This window comes from Bacillus sp. M5A3_1b, from assembly GCF_053345335.1.
Window position 1 is genome coordinate 52,203 of record NZ_JBKEZY010000004.1, and the last position, 19,476, is coordinate 71,678.

The 19,476-nt window shown below is 31.8% G+C and carries 23 protein-coding genes and 2 pseudogenes; 6 read left to right on the plus strand and 19 right to left on the minus strand.

What is annotated here, in order from left to right; all coding sequences use genetic code 11:
- The first annotated feature begins 149 nt into the window (after positions 1–149).
- The gene (locus tag ACLBWW_RS12800; protein WP_048547209.1) at positions 150–1,145 is read left to right on the plus strand and encodes an LAGLIDADG family homing endonuclease; all 996 of its coding nucleotides are present in this window, start codon (positions 150–152) and stop codon (positions 1,143–1,145) included.
- Positions 1,146–1,297: 152 nt separating this feature from the next.
- A complete protein-coding gene (locus ACLBWW_RS12805; protein ID WP_048547211.1) occupies positions 1,298–1,693 on the plus strand; it encodes a RidA family protein in 396 nt (131 codons plus the stop codon).
- A 736-nt stretch (positions 1,694–2,429) separates the two neighbouring features.
- On the opposite strand, the gene ACLBWW_RS12810 is transcribed toward ACLBWW_RS12805, so the two are convergent.
- The 6 genes and pseudogenes from ACLBWW_RS12810 to ACLBWW_RS12835 form a co-directional block, all read right to left on the minus strand.
- Positions 2,430–3,245, minus strand: coding sequence for a YwqG family protein (locus tag ACLBWW_RS12810; protein ID WP_048547213.1), 816 nt, complete (start codon positions 3,243–3,245; stop codon positions 2,430–2,432).
- Positions 3,246–3,323: 78 nt separating this feature from the next.
- Positions 3,324–3,731, minus strand: coding sequence for a DnaJ family domain-containing protein (locus ACLBWW_RS12815; RefSeq protein ID WP_048547215.1), 408 nt, complete (start codon positions 3,729–3,731; stop codon positions 3,324–3,326).
- A 21-nt stretch (positions 3,732–3,752) separates the two neighbouring features.
- Positions 3,753–4,949 (minus strand): annotated as a pseudogene (locus ACLBWW_RS12820) (alpha/beta hydrolase).
- Between the two features lie 94 nt (positions 4,950–5,043).
- A complete protein-coding gene (locus ACLBWW_RS12825; RefSeq protein ID WP_048547218.1) occupies positions 5,044–5,409 on the minus strand; it encodes a hypothetical protein in 366 nt (121 codons plus the stop codon).
- Between the two features lie 268 nt (positions 5,410–5,677).
- On the minus strand, positions 5,678–6,049 hold the full coding sequence (locus tag ACLBWW_RS12830; protein WP_098067911.1) for a YxiJ-like family protein: 372 nt from the start codon (positions 6,047–6,049) through the stop codon (positions 5,678–5,680).
- A 12-nt stretch (positions 6,050–6,061) separates the two neighbouring features.
- A complete protein-coding gene (locus ACLBWW_RS12835; RefSeq protein ID WP_098630745.1) occupies positions 6,062–6,913 on the minus strand; it encodes a patatin-like phospholipase family protein in 852 nt (283 codons plus the stop codon).
- A gap of 179 nt (positions 6,914–7,092) precedes the next feature.
- Between ACLBWW_RS12835 and ACLBWW_RS12840 the strand changes: the two genes are divergently transcribed.
- Entirely contained in the window at positions 7,093–7,470 is a 378-nt protein-coding gene (locus ACLBWW_RS12840) for a PH domain-containing protein (RefSeq protein WP_000522465.1), read from the plus strand.
- Positions 7,471–7,590: 120 nt separating this feature from the next.
- Here the strand turns inward: ACLBWW_RS12840 and ACLBWW_RS12845 are convergent.
- The 5 genes and pseudogenes from ACLBWW_RS12845 to ACLBWW_RS12865 all read right to left on the minus strand — a co-directional run.
- Positions 7,591–8,064 (minus strand): annotated as a pseudogene (locus ACLBWW_RS12845) (GNAT family N-acetyltransferase); the annotation flags it as partial.
- A gap of 1 nt (position 8,065) precedes the next feature.
- Positions 8,066–8,587, minus strand: coding sequence for a YfiT family bacillithiol transferase (locus ACLBWW_RS12850; RefSeq protein ID WP_048547225.1), 522 nt, complete (start codon positions 8,585–8,587; stop codon positions 8,066–8,068).
- A gap of 13 nt (positions 8,588–8,600) precedes the next feature.
- On the minus strand, positions 8,601–9,131 hold the full coding sequence (locus tag ACLBWW_RS12855; protein WP_098047656.1) for a GNAT family N-acetyltransferase: 531 nt from the start codon (positions 9,129–9,131) through the stop codon (positions 8,601–8,603).
- Positions 9,132–9,194: 63 nt separating this feature from the next.
- Positions 9,195–10,517: an FAD-dependent oxidoreductase gene (locus ACLBWW_RS12860; protein WP_048547229.1), complete on the minus strand. Its 1,323-nt coding sequence runs from the start codon at positions 10,515–10,517 to the stop codon at positions 9,195–9,197.
- Between the two features lie 82 nt (positions 10,518–10,599).
- On the minus strand, positions 10,600–11,379 hold the full coding sequence (locus ACLBWW_RS12865) for an undecaprenyl-diphosphate phosphatase (protein WP_048547231.1): 780 nt from the start codon (positions 11,377–11,379) through the stop codon (positions 10,600–10,602).
- Positions 11,380–11,511: 132 nt separating this feature from the next.
- Here ACLBWW_RS12865 and ACLBWW_RS12870 point away from each other — a divergent pair, with 132 nt between their 5' ends.
- Positions 11,512–11,718: a hypothetical protein gene (locus ACLBWW_RS12870; RefSeq protein ID WP_000267713.1), complete on the plus strand. Its 207-nt coding sequence runs from the start codon at positions 11,512–11,514 to the stop codon at positions 11,716–11,718.
- A gap of 53 nt (positions 11,719–11,771) precedes the next feature.
- Here ACLBWW_RS12870 and ACLBWW_RS12875 read toward each other — a convergent pair whose 3' ends face one another.
- The 4 genes from ACLBWW_RS12875 to ACLBWW_RS12890 all read right to left on the minus strand — a co-directional run bounded on the left by ACLBWW_RS12875 (position 11,772) and on the right by ACLBWW_RS12890 (position 14,910).
- Positions 11,772–12,152: a nucleotide excision repair endonuclease gene (locus ACLBWW_RS12875; RefSeq protein WP_001048941.1), complete on the minus strand. Its 381-nt coding sequence runs from the start codon at positions 12,150–12,152 to the stop codon at positions 11,772–11,774.
- 77 nt (positions 12,153–12,229) lie between these two features.
- Entirely contained in the window at positions 12,230–12,793 is a 564-nt protein-coding gene (locus ACLBWW_RS12880; protein ID WP_088609372.1) for a GNAT family N-acetyltransferase, read from the minus strand.
- Positions 12,794–12,832: 39 nt separating this feature from the next.
- Complete coding sequence (locus ACLBWW_RS12885) at positions 12,833–13,405, minus strand: hypothetical protein (protein ID WP_447614060.1); 573 nt, start codon at positions 13,403–13,405, stop codon at positions 12,833–12,835.
- A gap of 74 nt (positions 13,406–13,479) precedes the next feature.
- Entirely contained in the window at positions 13,480–14,910 is a 1,431-nt protein-coding gene (locus ACLBWW_RS12890; RefSeq protein WP_098221924.1) for a PQQ-dependent sugar dehydrogenase, read from the minus strand.
- 203 nt (positions 14,911–15,113) lie between these two features.
- Between ACLBWW_RS12890 and ACLBWW_RS12895 the strand changes: the two genes are divergently transcribed.
- Together ACLBWW_RS12895 and ACLBWW_RS12900 are read left to right on the plus strand one after the other, a co-directional pair.
- Positions 15,114–15,371 (plus strand): hypothetical protein, encoded by a 258-nt coding sequence (locus ACLBWW_RS12895; protein ID WP_048547237.1) that lies wholly within the window; start codon positions 15,114–15,116, stop codon positions 15,369–15,371.
- A 48-nt stretch (positions 15,372–15,419) separates the two neighbouring features.
- Positions 15,420–15,869, plus strand: coding sequence for an NUDIX hydrolase (locus tag ACLBWW_RS12900; protein WP_098047660.1), 450 nt, complete (start codon positions 15,420–15,422; stop codon positions 15,867–15,869).
- Positions 15,870–15,911: 42 nt separating this feature from the next.
- On the opposite strand, the gene ACLBWW_RS12905 is transcribed toward ACLBWW_RS12900, so the two are convergent.
- From ACLBWW_RS12905 to ACLBWW_RS12920, 4 genes are all read right to left on the minus strand, one after another.
- Positions 15,912–17,027, minus strand: a complete 1,116-nt coding sequence (locus tag ACLBWW_RS12905) for an NAD(P)/FAD-dependent oxidoreductase (RefSeq protein WP_447614061.1) — start codon at positions 17,025–17,027, stop codon at positions 15,912–15,914.
- Between the two features lie 126 nt (positions 17,028–17,153).
- Positions 17,154–17,807, minus strand: coding sequence for a YdeI/OmpD-associated family protein (locus tag ACLBWW_RS12910; protein ID WP_048547241.1), 654 nt, complete (start codon positions 17,805–17,807; stop codon positions 17,154–17,156).
- A gap of 157 nt (positions 17,808–17,964) precedes the next feature.
- On the minus strand, positions 17,965–18,732 hold the full coding sequence (locus ACLBWW_RS12915) for an arylamine N-acetyltransferase family protein (RefSeq protein WP_048547243.1): 768 nt from the start codon (positions 18,730–18,732) through the stop codon (positions 17,965–17,967).
- A 138-nt stretch (positions 18,733–18,870) separates the two neighbouring features.
- Positions 18,871–19,395 (minus strand): MepB family protein, encoded by a 525-nt coding sequence (locus ACLBWW_RS12920; protein WP_088110257.1) that lies wholly within the window; start codon positions 19,393–19,395, stop codon positions 18,871–18,873.
- Positions 19,396–19,476 lie beyond the last annotated feature (81 nt).

The window sequence follows — 19,476 nt, forward strand, 5'->3', positions numbered from 1 at the left end:
AAACAGCAGCAGATGAAACTAATATAAATTAAATGTAAAATGTTTTAATTTAGTAAATTCCTTCTTATACGAAACGAAGAACGTATGTTTCGTTGTATGTTATAGAAGTAAATACATCTCTAAATAATAAAAGGAAGGAGAATTTATAAATGCATGCAGATAGAAAAAAGAAATCAAAATGTAAACTATCAAAATCTGAAATAACTCAGCTATATGTAGAAGGGAAGAGTACCTCAGAAATAGCTACACTTGCTAATGTGTCTGCTAGGTATATTCGTATGGTTTTAACAGACAATAACGTTCCAAGACGCGCTATAGGGAGTTGGAAGAGAAAGTATGACATAACAGAAGATTATTTTAAAACGTGGTCAAATAACATGGCTTATATTTTAGGGTTTATAGCAGCAGATGGTGTTATACAGAAAGAAAATCAATGTGTCAGTATATCTCAAAAAGAAAATTACATTTTAGAAGATATAAAACAAGAACTAAACACCAACCAGCCACTATATCAAAATAAAAAAACAGGCGTATATATGCTAAACATTAATAGCAAAACAATAAAAGATGATTTAATGAACATTCACGGAATTAAGCCATGTAAATCTTATAACATTGTATTTCCTTTTGTACCAGAAGAATATTTACATCACTTTGTTCGTGGGTATTTTGATGGGGATGGTTACGTCAATTATAAAACTTATACAGTTAGTTTCGTAGGTGGATCATATAACTTTATGAACACTTTACATCAAATTCTTCAAAATCACGATTTACGAGCCGATTTACTAAATCAAAACAAACATTATCGAGTCATTTTATCCGGAAGAAAATCAATACAACTATTTTCAAATTGGATTTATAAAGACAAAGATATTTATTTGCATAGAAAATATGAAGTGTTTCAGAAAGAAAGTCTAAGTTTAGACCAAGTACAAGATCGAAAACTAAAACAAACTCAAACTGCCGTTAAACAAAGAAAACAAAATTTCCTTAAAGAATATGTGAAAAATAAATGCAATGCTAAAACTTGTTCAAATTTAGAAATAAGCGAATCGACTTTTAAACGTTGGTTAAAAAATGATAATCAATTTAAAAGAGAGTATGAAGAGATTAATTTGACAAGTTCCACTAGCGATAACTAAATATAAAACTCTAGAAAACCTTAGTATTGGTATGAAGATAGCTATACTAAGGTTTTTAATTTGAAATCATTAAAGAATTCTTAGTTTTATTTATGGAACATAATAAATACATAGATTTTACAATTAATTTACTAAAAAAGGAGAGAGACACCATGCAAAAGAAATTTATCAATCCAGAAACGATGCCACCAACTTTTGGATACTCGCATGTAGTCGAAATTAGTAACGCAAAACGAACAATTTACATATCTGGACAAGTAGCGATTAACACTGATGGTCAAATAGTTGGCGTTGGTGATTTAGCTACACAAACGCGACAAGTATTCGAAAACATTAAAAGTGCATTAGAAACTTTGGAATTACAATTTAATGATGTAGTAAAATTAACATTTTTCCTAACAGATATTTCTCAAATGGCCATTGTTAGAGATATACGAGATGAATACATTGATACTAAAAATCCACCAGCAAGTTCAGCTGTAGAAGTTAGAAAGTTAATTAACGATAACTTATTAATTGAAATCGAAGCAATTGCTGTAGCAAACTAATTTTAAAAACTTATTATTAATAATTTATCCATGCAATTCGTTTAATGTGTTCAATTAAAACGAATTTCGTTTTTTATTGTCTTAAATATAATTTTTATCTGGAGACATTATCATCAACAACTTATAAAACAACAAAAAAACAAATAACTAAACAATTCATCACACAGAATGATTTAAAAGAAAAAGGGGAGGCTAACCACCAAAACTAACTTATAATAAGTTTATTACTTTTTACTAGTTAACATAATATATATTATAGGCAGTTATAGAAACAAAGCGATATCAGGTATCAAAAGCCAAGTAAACTATAGTTAATGAGACGAAACGGAGATTTTTAGTGAGATTTACATAAAATCTTATCTAAACGAATTTCTACAGTTTTTATCATTCTTTTTGTTATAAATCCATCACAGCAAATTCAAATCAATAATCCATTAAGAATTATCAAATCAAAAATGTTTTTGATCGACAAGAAATTTTTTATACAGAAAAATTATTTCTATACAAAATATAAATTATTAAATTCATTTTATGTTTTACTTAATAAATTTATATTGCTATTTACACACGTTTTATAACTTTAGATTATTTGTTGTTATTTCTGTCAGTTACGCTTGACTTTTATTGTACTTACCGTTCTTTATTCTAGTTAACATAACGTTTGTTTTTAACATAAAAAAATCTCCCTCACCTTTAGGAAGATTTTTTAGCTTGCTAGAACTTCATTTATATATTTTTAATAACAATCCCAATTGTAAATAACATTGGAAAAATCTAGATTTATTAAATCATCTTTCTTTATAAAGAAATTAGCAACACCAGAATCTCCCCACATAATATTTAATGAATCATCTGTATCAATTTGCAACAATAACATGTCATGTTGCTCGTATTTTTCTTCCCATTCCCTTGGATCTGTCTGTGTGAAAAATGGATAACCACCAATTTTATGTCCTTGATCTTTACATAAATCATCATACAGTTCGCCTAATTCAGTATGATTTTCTTCATCAACAATTTCTTCCCAATCAATTTCCTCACTAAACATCTTTTCAAATCGATAATCCCTTGATGTTACTGGTTGATAACCTAATTCAAACTTTAATTTCGCTGCTTCAGGAATGATAAAGTCCTCTAATTCTGAAGTGTTTAAATAACTAAAATCAGTAATTACCTTATTTAAATCTTCTATAATTTTCGAATGATACATAATTCGAAAGTCTTTTTGGATTGTTGGATGATCAAAATCTGCTCCGTAAAGTTCATCTTCAGCACTTACGAAAAACTGTAGCATACCCTTTTGAGGCATATATTCAACATGGGGCATTTCTTCAAAGTTTAGCTGCGCAAGTAACATCATAGGTTGTCCATTTGAATCTTTAGGATGCTCTTGATCGATAGGTAAATACGGATAACCACCAAACTTACTCTCAAAAAGCGTTGTCTCTGCTTTCGCTCCAGACACTTTAATATACGGCTTCACACTTTCTTCTAAAATAGTACGATACTGCTCTAGTTCTTTCGGAATTTGAAACTGATACGTATTCTTCATTACATTTGCCTCCCTTTAATAATGAATTGAAAATGCCGTACTTAATTATATAGCAAAAGATAGCTTCATTGAAAATTGTTAAAAATCCGTTTTCACCCTCGTTTTTTGCGCACTTGGTGGACAAAGTAGATTATGTTCTAAAACCTTTTTATTAATAGTTCGAATTAAATCCGCTGCTTCTGTAGTATTTGTATTTTCTTTTAGCTTTTCTTTTAAATCATCAATTTCCTTTGAAAGCTCAATCCACCTAGGTAAAACATGATTATTCTTTAACGTTCTATAAAGTTGCTTTTCAGGATTGTAAGAAAGATCATTATCAAGATTAAGAGGCTTCCCTTTACCGGGTAAATTATCAAAAGACCCTTTCTTTTCTGCTTCTTTCACGATAGAACTAATATGATCCTCATACGTATAAGACCAAACTTTCTCATCTTTTACTAATATCTCTTGCTTTTTTAGTTTTTTATCTAGTTCTTCTTGATTCATAGAATCTATCCCCTTTATATTTTATAGAAGTGTTTTTGTAGATTTTAATGCTTTCAACCCATCAAATAACTTTTCTCGCCACCAAACACTGTCATGACCGCCTTGAAACTCTTCATAAGTAATTTGGTATCCCTTTTCTTTTAAAGCTTTATACAGGCGTTTATTAGCCGTTAAAAGAGGTTTGTTTTCAATTTCTCCTGCTGCAATATAAAAATGAGGTTGAGTCACATTTAGATCTATAGATGAAATTTGATTTTCAATCCAAGGAATTTGATTTTCATAACCATCCTTTTTCCAATGCACGGATCCAGACATTGACAACACGTTTCCGAAAACATGTGGATTTTGAAGCGCTGCATAAAAAGTTGCTAAGCCACCAAGACTGAAACCAGCAATTGTTGTATGATTCTTTTCTTGATATACGTGATACCTAGCTTGAATCCACGGAAGTAATTCCTCCGTTAAAAATGTATTCATTTTATCGTTATAAGTTAGCTATTCTAGCCGATCAACAGGATCTATAGCAACAGCAATACAAGATGAGATTTCTTTTGCGTGAATTAAATAATTGAGTGTTTTTGCGATTGAAAGATTATTAATGAATGAATTTCCATCAAACACAATGAGAAGATCTTGAAGATGTGAAGTGTGCGAATAGTCATGAGGCGTATAAATATGAATTTTACGTGTGTTATTTAAAATCGTACTATGAAAAGAATATGTTTCAATTTTTCCGGATGGATAATGATCTGAAGGAAAACGACTGCTATACTGCACTTCCATCCCTATACTTAACACTGATGCTTTATTAGCACCTTCTCCAAATGTATTTCCATTAAATCGGTCTAGTTCGTACTGTTCACTACGCTTTATCCAATCATTTTCGAAAAAATCGTTTACTGAAAAATAGTAAGTTGAAATAAAACTCTTATCCGTCCTAAACGTTTCATACCATATATCTGTCTGTAACAACCTTTTTAATTGATTTACAGACAGATCCCAACCAGGAAAACTACCGAATACATAAACATTTTCAGTTTTTTGGTCTCCTAACCATATATACGTTATAAGCTTATACTTATTATCTACAGGACATTGTTCTATTAGTGGCGTATTATTCGACTTTATTTCATGTAAAAAAGTATAAAAAGCTGTCTCATTTCCATTCTTTAATTGATTATTAAGCTCCTCTAACTTAGGACTAATTACTGAAGTCACCCATCTTCCTCCTTTGTATTTCTTTTCACTAGATTGCTTTTATAAAAATTAGGATTAGGATGATATGTATTTAGATCAGTTATTTATTAATGAGTTATTTATTAGAAAGTTTATCAATTGCCTGAATAGAAAGTTCCAATGCTTTTATCCGTCTTGTTAAAAGTGTTCTTTGCGGACTACCAACTTTAGACTTATCATAAGCCCTCTCAATTGATGGAAGTAAACCAGCAAGGACATTACGAGCTTCTGCTAACTCTTCTTGACTATACTGGTGACTTTCTTGATTCCAAACGTTTTCTAGTACTGCTAACCCTACACAAACGGCTTTAAGTCGTTTTTTCACTAATGTAGTATTTGCACCTTTTTGAGTCATTTGTGATAGTGCATTTTCAAGTTTACGAATAGTCGATTGTAAAGATGTTATTGATTCTGATTTACCTATATTTGATACGTTTTCCATTTTACTGTTGTTCCTCCTGGCTTAACTTATTTAATACTGGATATAATAAGTACTTGATTTCACTCGAAATATTTTATCATAAATAACAAACGATATTCGAGTTGGACAATCCATTATAGGAAAACAATCGCTAAATGCCTCTCCTCTCTTACTTCATTCTATAACTACTTCTTTCTGCACATTAAAATTCCTATATAAGCAAGGTATAAATATTGTCTTTTTTATGAACAAAAAACGCACAAGCAGCATAACTTATCCGTTTTAATTTTCATTCAGTAAGATAATATAGTAATAGTTTTCGCGCTTTCTCATAATTAATGAAATCTCTATACAAAACGGGATACTTCACAATTTCTGTTTCTATAGAACGATATTGCGTAAACCGTTCAAAAAACGATTTCCTTAACCACTTTATTTGCTGAAACGTAATGTTCTGTTCGTTTCCATTTAGTACAGAACTTAAAGTACCTGCTGTATGCATCCAATAATGATTAAAATCAGCGTTTATACAGTCATCATCTGAAAATTTACTTTTTAAGTCTCGTTGCAATTTTCCTGTAGCACGATACGGAAACGGTTTATGCAGCAGACTATGCATTTTCTGCAATTCATTAAAAATAACCATTTTACCTAATAGCAACTTTCCTCCCCTTTATTTCTCTATCCAACTTAATAATTTTTCATAATGATATTGAGCATCTTTATAGCCAAGATTATATAAAATAACTAGCTTTTCTTTATTTCTTTCTATTCCGCTTATAGGAATTTGTGAGCTAGGCTGAATTACATAAAAATTATCTTTCTGTTCGTTGCCATTCATATAAGTTACGGTTTCATTATAATAACGATAATGTTCTACTAAATGTTCTGCGATTTTCGGATATTTCCTATATAAAATTTTAGCCAGACCAGAAAATTTATTCCGCTGCTTCTCATATCCTTCTGGCTTTGTCATAATCACGACGTTCTTTTGATAACCATCAGTTTGGGCTTTTAAAACCGGTATAGGATCTATAATCCCTCCATCTAGCAATTTTCGATTATCGTATTCTACAGCAGGTGCTATAAAGGGGACCGAGCTTGATGCACGAATGATTTTTAAAATATCATTGCCATGTTCTATTTTATTGTAATAAACTGCTTTTCCTAAATTACAATCCGTCGTTCCTATAACAAACTGTTCATTTGAGTTTAAAAAAGTTTGAAAATCAAATGGTACAATTTTATTCGGTACTTCATCAAATAGAAAATCCATTCCAAATAACTCACGTTTTCGAATCAAATTTCGATAAGATATATAACGGTGATCTGATACTAACTCTGTATTTACTTTTTTATTCCTTCCTTTTTGACGTGATAAATAAGTTACGCCCATACATGCACCAGCGGATACGCCAACTACATAAGGAAAGTATAAGTTCTTTTCCATAAAATATTCGAGTACGCCTGCAGTATATAAACCTTTCATTCCTCCACCTTCTAATACTAAACCGATATTTTTCATAGTATATCCCTCTGCTTCTTTTTTCTTACTTATATATTAGCATAAGATATTAAGATGAGATTATATAAAAGGGTTACGACAATAGCCAGAAACTGCTAATGTAATATCATAACTTCACACCGAGTTGCATGGTACAATATAAGTAACACATTCCACAAATAATGGAGGAGGAATTTCCTATGGGTTTATTTAGCGGTATTTTAGGAAATGCATCAAATGCGAGTACAGAAAGTGTAGAACGTGATTTAGAGAAGATTATGTTAGACGATGAGAAAGTTGAACATGCTTATAAATTAATTCGTGATTTAATCGTATTTACAAATCGTCGTCTTATTTTAGTAGATAAACAAGGGATATCAGGTAAAAAAACAGAGTATCATTCTATTCCTTATAAAAGCATTACACAATTTAGCATTGAAACAGCTGGGCATTTTGATTTAGACGCTGAGCTTAAAATTTGGGTATCTAGTTTGAGTACACCAATTACGAAAGAATTTAAAGGTGACGATAGTGTTTTAAGCATTCAAAAAGCGTTAGTAACATATACGACGAAATAATTCTTTTTGTATATTTATTCAGTTATAAAATTACTAACCCGAGTATTTCGGAAGAACATGCATAATTTTTGTATATTTAATCTCAAATAACAGAAAAAGGTAAAGCGTATTTCAAATACTTTACCTTTCTTTTTTGTAATAAATAAGTGTAGTTTTATCATTTAATTTCTTTATTACTTCTGTTCTTTTATACCCCATTTTTTCATATAGAAAACAATTTCTTTCTTCTTCTAAAATTGTAGCAAGTTCAAAGCTCCGTGCTTCTAAAAACATCTCTTCAATTAATTTAAGTACCTTCTGAGCGATTCCTTTCCCTTGATAGTTTGGATGAATGAACATTGGACTAATCCAAAATTTATATGGTATTTCTTTTTTGGAAATGCATATCGCTCCAACAAGGTTAGAATCTATTATCATTTTATAATAGTTACTGCTGGGATTATTTATCCTTAAAATCGTTTTTTCAATAGATTCATTTGCTGGATTTGTTTCATAGTCTTTATATTTATTTAATAAAGGGTTAAACGAGTCTATTTGCATTTGAAATACAGCTGCAGCATCATTTTCTGTCGCCTTCTCTAAAGTAATATCCATGTTACCAATTTAGTCGATTTCTTAATGAAGTTATATGAGCTGTATGATGACGTCCGTGCCATGCATATAGTCCAATTGCAGCAGCGAGTTTTGTTTCACCGGTATCTGGATGGTTAAATGTCTTTTCTAAATCTTCCAGTTTTAGAGAATATAAAAGGTTAACCCATCTTTTATGTAATGAATCTAACATTACTAGTGAAACATCGACTGGTAATTTAGAATCAGGTAGTTCGGCCCACTTCTCTTCTTTATATGGTTTAATCGTTGGATTCTTTTCTGTTAGTGCTAATTTAAAGCGTATGTAGCTGTTCATATGGCTATCAACAACGTGATGTACTACTTGACGAACTGTCCATCCACCAACTCGGTACGGTGTGTCTAACTGCTTCTGATCTAAATCTTTAATTGCCTTTGTTAGTTCATTAGGTAAATCTTCAATTTCTTGAATCCATGTATCAATCATTTCTTCAGTAATAGGACGTTTGTATGTAAATTGGCCAATTGGATAACGTAAATCATTCATGTATAAGTCCCCCTTAATATAAGCGCGAAGTATTTCTCCATATATAATGTACAAAATTCACATGTTCTCCGTTTAATTCTACAGAATTTGTATCTGCTTCGTCTTGATAAGAAGAAAACCCGCTTTTTTCTAATACAATTTGTGATGCGAGATTATTAGTAGTCGTTTTAGCATGAATCTCATTAATTTTATTACTTTTCGCTACGTCTAAAACTAATTTTACAGCTGCTGTTGCAACTCCTTTTTTAGTAAACTTTTCTCCGACTCGATATCCTAGCGAACTGCTTCGAGTTTCTGTATCTATATCTACTAAATTTATTCGTCCTACAATTTCTTTTTCTTCGTTACGAATTAAATAAAAATAAGAATCTCCATCCACCTGTTCTATTAATAAATCGTCTAGTAGTTTTTGGAAATATTCAAAATCGAAATATTGCGAGCCACGATTTGGTACCATTCTTTCAAAAAAAGATTTATTCGTAAGTTCAAACGTAAATAAATCTTTAGCATCGTGTTTCTTTAATTGTTCTATGTATATTTTCATCTCGATTACTCCTTCTATATTTACTAACTGTTATATATTCTTTTTCAATCAATTAATTTCCTTCTATTTCTTTTGCTTCAGTAATACAGCAAATAGCACTTTGGGATGAAATAGGTGCAATGGACTACGAATTAAATTCATCACTCTTACTAATCGAATATAAACGTCAGAATCAGTTGCAGATAGTTCATATATTTGTTTCGTATACCATAGCTGAAATTTTTGCTTTATCGTTAATTCTCTTTTTAGCTGAGGATGACGTGATATTTCCGTTGTAGTCATTTCCCAAGGAGTCTGTATGATATGAGCGGTCTTTTTATAAAATCGCTGTGTAAATGTTTTATCAAGCTTTTGTCTCTTTTGCAAAAGTAACTGCAATTGGTGAGCTTCCATAGCTGCAACTGAAACACCTTGCCCAAAAACAGGATCAAAACGACAATGTGCATCCCCAACTACTAACAACCCTTCTGGTAAATGATTAACTAAATCAAATCGCCGACGTACTTGATAAGGAATTTTGTAAGTTTTGATATGTGAAATTGCCTCAGCTTTATTTAGAAAATCTGTCACATTAGAAATTGATAGGTTTTCAGCAAAATCATAAAACTCATCATCTGTTTGTGGTGCTTTCTCATTTGCATATCCGCTGAAAGTAACAAAATAGCGATTATCCTCAATCGTTTGAATAAGAACACCATACGGATTGTCAGGGAAACTTGGAGACATTAGCATATTACAACAGTCTAATTTCTCATTTTCATTGAGTTTAAACATTCTAGTTGCGTAAAACAAATCAATGCGCACTTTCTCTTCTTGCACTTCAATATTGTATTCACGTAACCACGCTATACTTTTTGAACCGAATCCACTTGCATCAACCACAATATCTGCTTGAATTTCTTCTTGTGTGTCAGTCTCTAAACATTTTGCTTTTACTCCACATACTTTGTTAAGTTTTCCGTCTATTAATAACCCTTCAATCAATGTCTCATATTTAATAGTAATATTAGAAACCTGATTTATTCGTTTTTGAATATGCCATTCAAGCAAAAATCTACTTTGTTGAATCATATGTACTTCTCCTGTGAATGGTTGTTTCCATAAACCAAATTGATGCCATTTTAAATCACGAGTAAAGTTATTTACGATACTACCTGCTTCAATTAGTTCATTAGTGATAGTAGGAAACAATTCTTCAATAGCTCTTTCTCCACCTTTTAATAACACATGAGGATGATTACTTTGTGGAACTCTTTTTCTTGAAGATATTCCATCCCATCTTTCACCGGCTTCTATAATGATTACTTCTTTAAAAGCAGTTGATAATGCTTTTGCTACGAGTTTTCCTGCGATACTGCCGCCAATAACGATAGCTTTATTAAACATATTTTCCCCCTTAATAAAAAGAGATCCTGTCTTTTATGAATGAAACAGGATCTTAAACTAATTAACTTCTTTACCATTATAATTAAAATACATGAGTATATTGCAACGTTAAAATTAAAATGCCTAATCCCCATACGTAATACGCGAATACTTTTAAGGAGTGACGTTTTAAATATTGAATCATCCATGAAACGGCTATATAACCGAAAAACGCTGCTGATAATGTGCCGACGATTAAAGATGTACTAGAAATAGATTCTGCTTTCCCTTGATAAACATCTGCTAATTGCAAAATGATAGCTCCGACAATGGCTGGCGTTGATAATAAAAAAGAAAAGTAAGCAGCAGTTTCGCGGTCTAACTTCCTCCATAATGCAGCAACAATTGTCATACCAGAACGAGAAATTGCTGGGAAAATAGCAGCCGCTTGAAATGAACCAATGATAAATGCATCTTTATATGTAATGTCGTCCATTTTTTTACGACCATTCTTTTGTTTATCGGCCATATATAGAAAGAATCCTGTCACTAAAAACTCCCATCCAATCGTAATACCTGTTTTTGAAATATCCTCAAAAAAGTCTTTAAATAACAATCCGATTACAACTGCGGGTATCGTCCCGACAATAAGTAGTAGCATTAGTTTCGAAAATGGATTTTTAATTAAATATATAAATTCTTTTTTGTAATAAATAAACACTGCAAGTAAAGTTCCAATATGGAGCATCGTATCTAAAAATAATCCCGCTTCATCTAGTTGAAACAAATGCCTCCCTAAATAAAGATGACCTGTACTACTTATCGGTAAAAACTCTGTTAAACCTTGTATGATCCCTAATATAAAAGCTTCTAACCAATTCATGATGGCCCCCTTTCTCGTTTGCTTGTACCAATATATGAAGGTTAAATTTTCGATATGAAAAAAACTATATTTCTCTATGAATTTACTTTTATTTTATAGATATATATGTAAAAAGAGATAAGGAGGGTTACTATGTGGCAACATACGAAATTCGGTAATGTATTACTGTGGGCAGGACCTATCCTTGTGTTTATAGGGTTATGTATGACAAATGTTATTTCTGATATTCCTTTCTTTGAGGGAAAACATAAATCGATTGGCATTGTACTTATATGTATAGGTGTATGCTGTTTTATTGTTGCTAATCATTTAAAAAAAGGAGAAAAATATGAGGACTAAATTTAAATAAAAAACAATCCCAGTATATGCGCTAGGATTGTTTTTTTTATTACTTATTTATAGAATACTTTATCAACGTTATATTTTGCTTTATATTCATTAATAATGTAAGTTTCGTAAATTTCTCTTTCTGTTGGATCTTCTACGATACATGCATCAATGCGGTATACTTCATCACGGTGATTTTTAATCGGTGAAACATTGTCTTCAAAATGCTTCTTAATACGTTGTCTAATTTTACGAGCTTTACCTACGAAAAGAAGTTCGTCATTAATATTGTAAAACATAAAAATGCCGCCTTTATCTCTAGGGAACAAGTGGAAATCGATAAATCCATTAATTGGAGTAATTATTGGCTCGTCTCCTTTAATAACTTGTTTACGTTCAGTAATTGAAACATCAGCTTCAGGGATATTAATTTTAATCAAGTTCATTCACGTCCTCTTTTATTATAAAGATAAATAATAGCATACATATGTAAGAAAAGCTACGTTCAGAGGCATATTTCATTTTATAATTCAAATATTATAGGAGTATCATGTAAACTCTTCTTCCAAATCATATGATCGCTTGATTCTCCCCAATACTCCTTCAGTACATAACTAGGTTCTCCAAACTTCTTCGTCCATATACTTTGCGCTTTTTTGTATCCACTATCTAAACAGTATTCTGTTATTCCTCTGCTAAGTAACGTAATATACATTGCATGTAGTAATAAATTACCTATGCCATTTCGTTGATATTCAGGTAGTACAAATACAGTTCCTATTTCATATAAATCTTTAAACACACCACCTGTACAACTATTAATCAATGTACTCGCTGGGCCAATTTCAATTGTTCCAATGATTTTATCGTTACTTGTATCAATTGCTAATAAAAAGTAACGACTTTCTCCATTACTCTCCAAATCATTTTTCAAATATTGTTTTTTCGTGTTAATTTCATTTTCTATGTCATCTAATAATTGTGATAACCCTTCATTTTTAAATGTATCAGTAATAACAAGACGAAAAAACATATTCAGTTCATCTACATCATCCGAATTTGGTCTTCTAATTTTAACGTTATACACGACTTGAATCTCCAATCTTTAAAAATATATGAGAAATTGTTAAGACCATGCTTTATATACTCTATTCAACATTATTTTACAAATGCCTGTATAGATCCAGCAGTATAGAAAGCTCAGAATAAATATTAATAGAATAATTTTTATATCCAAAGTTGTATGAACAGTAGGACCTAATACAGGAAATCGAAAGATATCAAGTACAATCATAATACCTAGAAGTAGACATATTGCTGAAAAGGAAACAATCCAAATCCTTCTCTTGAATTGTATAAAGGATACTCCTAACGCTATACCTAATAAACCTGTAGTAAAAGGAAAGACAATTAGTTCGCTTGGCTCAATAATAAATAATAGGAGAATAGTAAGAATGTAAGAAAGTATTCCCGTGCGAGTAGAATAACAAATAGCAAAAAATATAGGCAGTGTCGCAAAAGGACTAATAAATAAGCCTATACCAGGGATTAGGTTCCCGGCAGATTGAAAAATAGCAGCAAGTGAACCGAGTAACGCTGTAATGACTAACCTCTTTGCTGGCGTCATCTTTCTTTTATGAACAAAATTCGCATCATGCGCGATCATCGGTTGATACCAATAGTTTCTAAATTGATTCATCAAAATCCCCCTAAAGATATCTAATTATACAGTGGACGATTATATAATGAATAATTCCGAGAGTGTCTATCATATTAAGGAACGATTTCAAAAATAGTACCTTTGTTCAAATCAGTTACTTTCATAGAACCGTAAACTCCTAAATATAATCTAGTTTGATCCAAATTTGTTCCTAAACTCATAAAATAAGCTGCCTGCTCACCGAAATCATAATGGGTTTCAATAACATGAAAGTCAGTATGTTTACCATGCGTACCAGCTCTAGAATAAGCTAACGCACCTTTTACTGAAGACTGCGATTTTTCTTTTTTAGCAAGATCAGTAAACACGATACTACCAGTCAGACCAGGAATTGCAGTTCCCATATACGGTTGAACGCCAGTAAGTGAAGTTCCGTCAAATTTATCCGGTCTGGAATCTTTATGATAATAACTTATTAGAGGTTGAATACGATTTACTGATGTTACTATTGTTTCATTATAATAAGCCGTTATCCTTTCATCTAAAGTTGGATTCTCAGAACAGTTCCTTATAAAAGAAGTAGGTAATTCCCCTTCCCATCCTCTCCACCCAAAATTAATAAATCCATATTTATCAGGAGTATCTCTCATTAAATGGATTTGAACGATTTCGGTAACTGGTATTGATTTATATAGAACAAAAGAAAAAATAGACTCTACAATATCTTGTCCGACGTTACCGGCATATTTGATATATTGATTATGCAACCTTTGGAATGAAATACCTGTTATATTACGTACGCCTTTTGCAATTACTGTAAGTGTTTCTTGTATAGATACAGGAAGTTCATTAAAGCGTGTAACTACTGGAGGATTGGTTATGAATGTATCTCTACTTACATCGATTTCAATTATTTTACCCGCTATTTCTAAATCATCCTGGCTCAAATTAAACGGATCATAGCCAGAACCACCATCTCCATTAGTAAAAACAAGTTTTCCAGTCTCAGGTGAAAAGTTTAAGCTATTTACGCCGTTATGATTAAAAAATGGCCGTTTTATATTAAGTAATGTTCTTCGCTTTTGAGGTTGGCCATTTGATTGTAAAACCCATTCTTCAACTGTATCAATATGATCATATTGAGTATCTCTATTTGTCCACTTTAAATTTAAAGTTTTCGGGTCACAAGGATTCGGTTTAAATTGTTCTGAAAGCGAACCTGGTCCTTGAGTTCCAGCCATTGAATAATGAAGGTAAAATAAGCCGTTATGATTAAATTGTGGATGGAACGCTAGTCCCAGCAAACCGCGTTCATCATAACCGCTACTAGAAACACCTTCTTCAAATGTACCTAATTTAATAATTCGGTGACGAATATTTAAAAATGTCTTTATAGCTCCGTCTCCTATGTAAAAAACCTCTCCTAATTGAGTTGCGATAAATAGTCTTTCGATCGATTCACCTGGAAGTATAGCTGTTTTCAATACAGTCGGTAAATTTACTTTATGAACGATGGGCCGTAAACGAACCTTAACTTTTGTCAATTAACTTTACACCTCTTTTTATTCTTTTTATATAGAAGAATATGATTAAAGTAGTTCAATTAGTATTAAAAATATAGACGTGAAAGCGTGATATCCCTGTTCGTATAAGTCTATTTTCTATTTAGCATCAATTAAATCACATTCCTTTTTATTACATTTTTCGGTATGATGTAAGTATAAAATATAAATTAGGGGGACAATCCATGGCAATCTTACTACAAATCATCGTACCACTTATATGTGCAATATACTTATTTACCCTCTATCGCAATGGAATTTATGGATCAGTTACATTCCTTTTAGCGGTCATGATAGGGATTTTCGGTTTAGAGAATATTTTTCAATATGCTAGTTTAACAGACCATACTGTTTATCCGTATTGGGGGAGTTTGAAGGCCGTAATCTTTATTTTATCAGTTGTGTTTTTATTCAAAAGAACACCCACTCCATATAATAATTAACAATTATTCATGTTTATTTAAAGCTTATTTTCGGGAAGAGGTTATGCAATGAGAGCACCATATCAAGTATTAATATTTCCTTATATAATAATTGGAGATTCTATTCAATACGCTATTTTTAACCGAAGTGATTATGGTTATTGGCAAGGAATAGCTGGTGGTGGAGAAGATGGTGAAACTCCTATTGAATCAGCAAAACGAGAAGCGTTTGAAGAGGCTGGTATTATAAAAGAATGTCCCTATATAAAATTAGATTCGGTTTCTTCACTACCTGTAGAGGATGTAGTTGGAGAATTTCTTTGGGGAGAAGGTGTTTATGTAATAAAAGAATTTTCTTTTGGAGTTAAAGTTTCTACAAAAAATATTTCATTATCTAAAGAACACTCCAATTATAAATGGTTATGCTTTGAGGATGCAGTAATGCTTTTGAAATGGGATAGTAACAAAACAGCATTGTGGGAATTAAACAAAAGGTTATCAAAGCAGTTAAAGAATTAGCTATAAATAAAAAAGATTAGGAGTGAACCCTAATCTTTTTTATTATTCAATTGCACCAGCAACGTCATAATCATTTAAATCTAATTCAATTGGTTGTCCCAGCGCTAATTTAGCAAGTTCTGATCCTAAATATGGACCTGCAGTTAAACCTGAGGCACCTAATCCGTTTGCAACGAGAATACCTTCAAAGTTAGGAAGCGGGCCAATTACAGGTAAGAACCCTGGCGTAAATGGTCTGAATCCAACTCTCGTTTCAAGCATAGTAGCATTTTCTAAGCCAGGTGCAACTGCTAATGCTTTATGGAATACTTCATTTAAACCACCAGCCGTTACACGATGATCGAAGCCAGTTTCATTTTCATGGGTAGCACCAATTACGACATGGCCATTGTCAAATGTTAAAATGTATTGATCATTTGGCGGCATAACAACTGGCATATTTTCTGTTGCTGTATTTTCCATTTGCAAGTGAACAATTTGTCCTTTTTGAAACGTAACTAAGAAATTAATTCCTAATGGGTTTAAGATTTCATTCGCCCATGCACCTGCAGTTACAATAACCTTTTCTGCTAAAATTGTTTCATCGTTTACTGTAACTCCAGTAATATGATTTCCTTCACGGACTAATATGGCATCGCCTTTTATAAAAGTTGCACCATGTTTTTTCGCAGCACTTATTAATGCATTGCGTAATAATCTTCCATTTACTCGTGCAGCACCACTAATATGAACAGAACTATATTCGTCTGATAATGCTGGGAATATTTTTTTTGTTTCTTCAGCTGATAAGCGAGTGATTTCACCAATCTCTGGGGCATCTTCACGTCGTTTATAAGCTCGCTCTTCCATTTGATCTAACTTTTTCTCGTCAGTATGTAAACTAATTGCACCTACACGATTATATCCTGTGTCAGTTTCACCGTCTTCTTCTAATTGCTGAATTAACGAAGAATAGTAACGTGCACCGCCTTTAACAATTTTATACCATGCTTTATTACGACGCTGCGATAGCCATGGACATACAATACCTGCTCCTGCATCAGTTGCTTGCCCTAATTGTTGGCGATCCACGATAGTAACGTTCGCACCTGCCTTAGCAAGATGATAAGCAGTAGACGCTCCTAAAATTCCAGATCCAACTACAATATACGATTTCATTTCAAACACCTTTTCTTTTTTGCTAATTATATAAATATAAGAACATTCCTTAGTATAATGGAAGGAATGCTTTTTTCAATGTACTCATCACAATTAATTGTTGCAGCATTGTGACTTTCTTAATCATTATTTTTTCTTCTTACGGAATAATTCAATTGTTTTATAGCCTTGTGAAAGGATTTCTATCATTTTCTCTAGACGTTTTTCACGTGTTTTTTCTTGTTTTACAGAAAAAAGATTACGTGCCCAATCTTTCTGATATCCAGGCGTTAAACTTTGATAAAACTTAAGTTCATTCGGGTGATTTGTTAATAATGCTTCAACATCTTTAATTCGATCTGCATAATCGGCAACACATTGACTCATAGCAGGCGTTTTCTTCTCTTTTTTCTTTTCACGTTTTAAACCTACAACAGTAAAGACTTCATCCATACTTACCATTCGTGCAAATTTAATATCACTCTGTCCTACATAACCATCTTCTCCAACGTTTAATGCCGGAAACATCTCATCACGGTGAATGAACGTACTATAACGAGCATTACCTTTTTTCGGATATGCGAAGAATACGTAACCTTTTTCAATTAGTAATTCTTCATTACTAATAATAAAATTCGTTTGTTTCACCATTTCATCAAGCGTTTCTACAAAAATAAAGATAGCATCGTGTTCTTTTGAGAATGCAGTTTCTTTTCCTGTGAAAATGTCATAATCACTAGGTTCATTCATTACGACCATATTTGTATACTTATTAAGTTTCAATTTATCAATAACTGACATAATAATCTTCCTTTACATTCAAAATTCATTGTACATACTTTTTCGTACTGTTCTAGTGTATTATATGTATTAAGAAAATCAAACTTTAATAGTTGTTTTAAATTAAAATTAATAAAATAGCCGGTTCTGAACAAGAACCGGCTAGTTATTTGTTTTATCATAACTCAATAGCAAATAAAGTATATAAAAGCTCTCTATATTGATCTTCTGTAATTTCACGTTTCGTTTTTTCACCATGAACTATTTCAGTGAAACTAGTATTGGTTAAAGAGACATGGCCAGATTCCGTCAATTTGACTGCAATTGGTCCTTTATTGAAAATAGATTTCTCATCTTCTACTACTCTTTTTTGAACATCATTCACTACTGCCTCACCAATGATACGATTATAAAAAGCATGACATACTTTCCACTCACCGTTCGTATCTTTTCTTTCTAGAACGTAATTCCCTTTACTCGTATCTTTTCGTCTCACTCGATACGTACCATTTTTAGAAGAAACAGACTCACCAGTAAAAGGTACAGGGACTAGAGGTACTAATGAAGCAATACCTACATCAATTACGTATCGTACGTTATCATAATTTAGAATAATCGTTATATGCCCATCCTCGAGTGCCCAAGCGTTTATATCATTTTTATATACGGTACCTAATGCGAGTTGTACATTATAACCACAATCTTTTAAAAAGTAGTAAAAAAGAGTATTTAATTCATAACAAAGTCCACCGCGGAATCTAGTTAAAATTTTATCCTGTAAATTTTCCATAGTAATTGCATTCGTATTACGTGCTATAACATCTAAATTCTCAAATGGTATAGTGTGTGCAAATGCAAAGAGAATTGTATTTAATTCTTCAAACTTCATTTCAGTACGCTTTGCAAGATTCAATCTTGTAAAAAGCTTATGTTGTAGACTTGTCATAGTCAGCACCCCTTAAAATGTATAAGTTAAAATAGTATATGCTGATTGTAAATTTAAAGGGGTACTGAAACAATGTACATTTCGTTTAACTGTACCGGTACAAAAAGTCTAACCAACAAGATTACTTAAGATAAGAAGCTACGAATACAAATGTAATAGTTTATCTATAGGTAAATTATTATGATCGCTTAAGTCAACAAAATACTGAAGTTGCCACATTTGGCTCTTTTTAGCTTGGTTGCTGACAGGGTTATCCCATATAGGATAAATTCTCATAGCCATCTTGCCTTTTTGGTTTTGTGTTCTCAAGATTTTTTCCTTAAGAAGAATCTCTTTTGGGAAAATAAATTGTCCTAGTTTATTATCATCTATACAAGTGATAACTAATAAGTCAGGAGCAGCGTCATAAGAAAATGCTTGATTATGCATATTGTCATCTTTCTCCCAAAAAGAAACAAATTGCCCAATTTTATTAGGGGTAATTTTTGATATTCTAAAACGAATGCTATTATGATTTAAGTGAAATAAACATCCCGCATATTCTGCGTTTTGCTGTTCTTCTTTTAGATTCGTGATTATTAATTCGTTAGGTTTGTAAATTATATTGTTTAAATTTCGGATTGTATCATTAAAATTGTACAAGAAAACTCCCCCTTTATTCATCTCTTAGTTTACCACAAACATCAGTTCTTATATGTTGTAAATAATAAGCGACATGAAAAAGAGGGAGATTTTACTATGGTA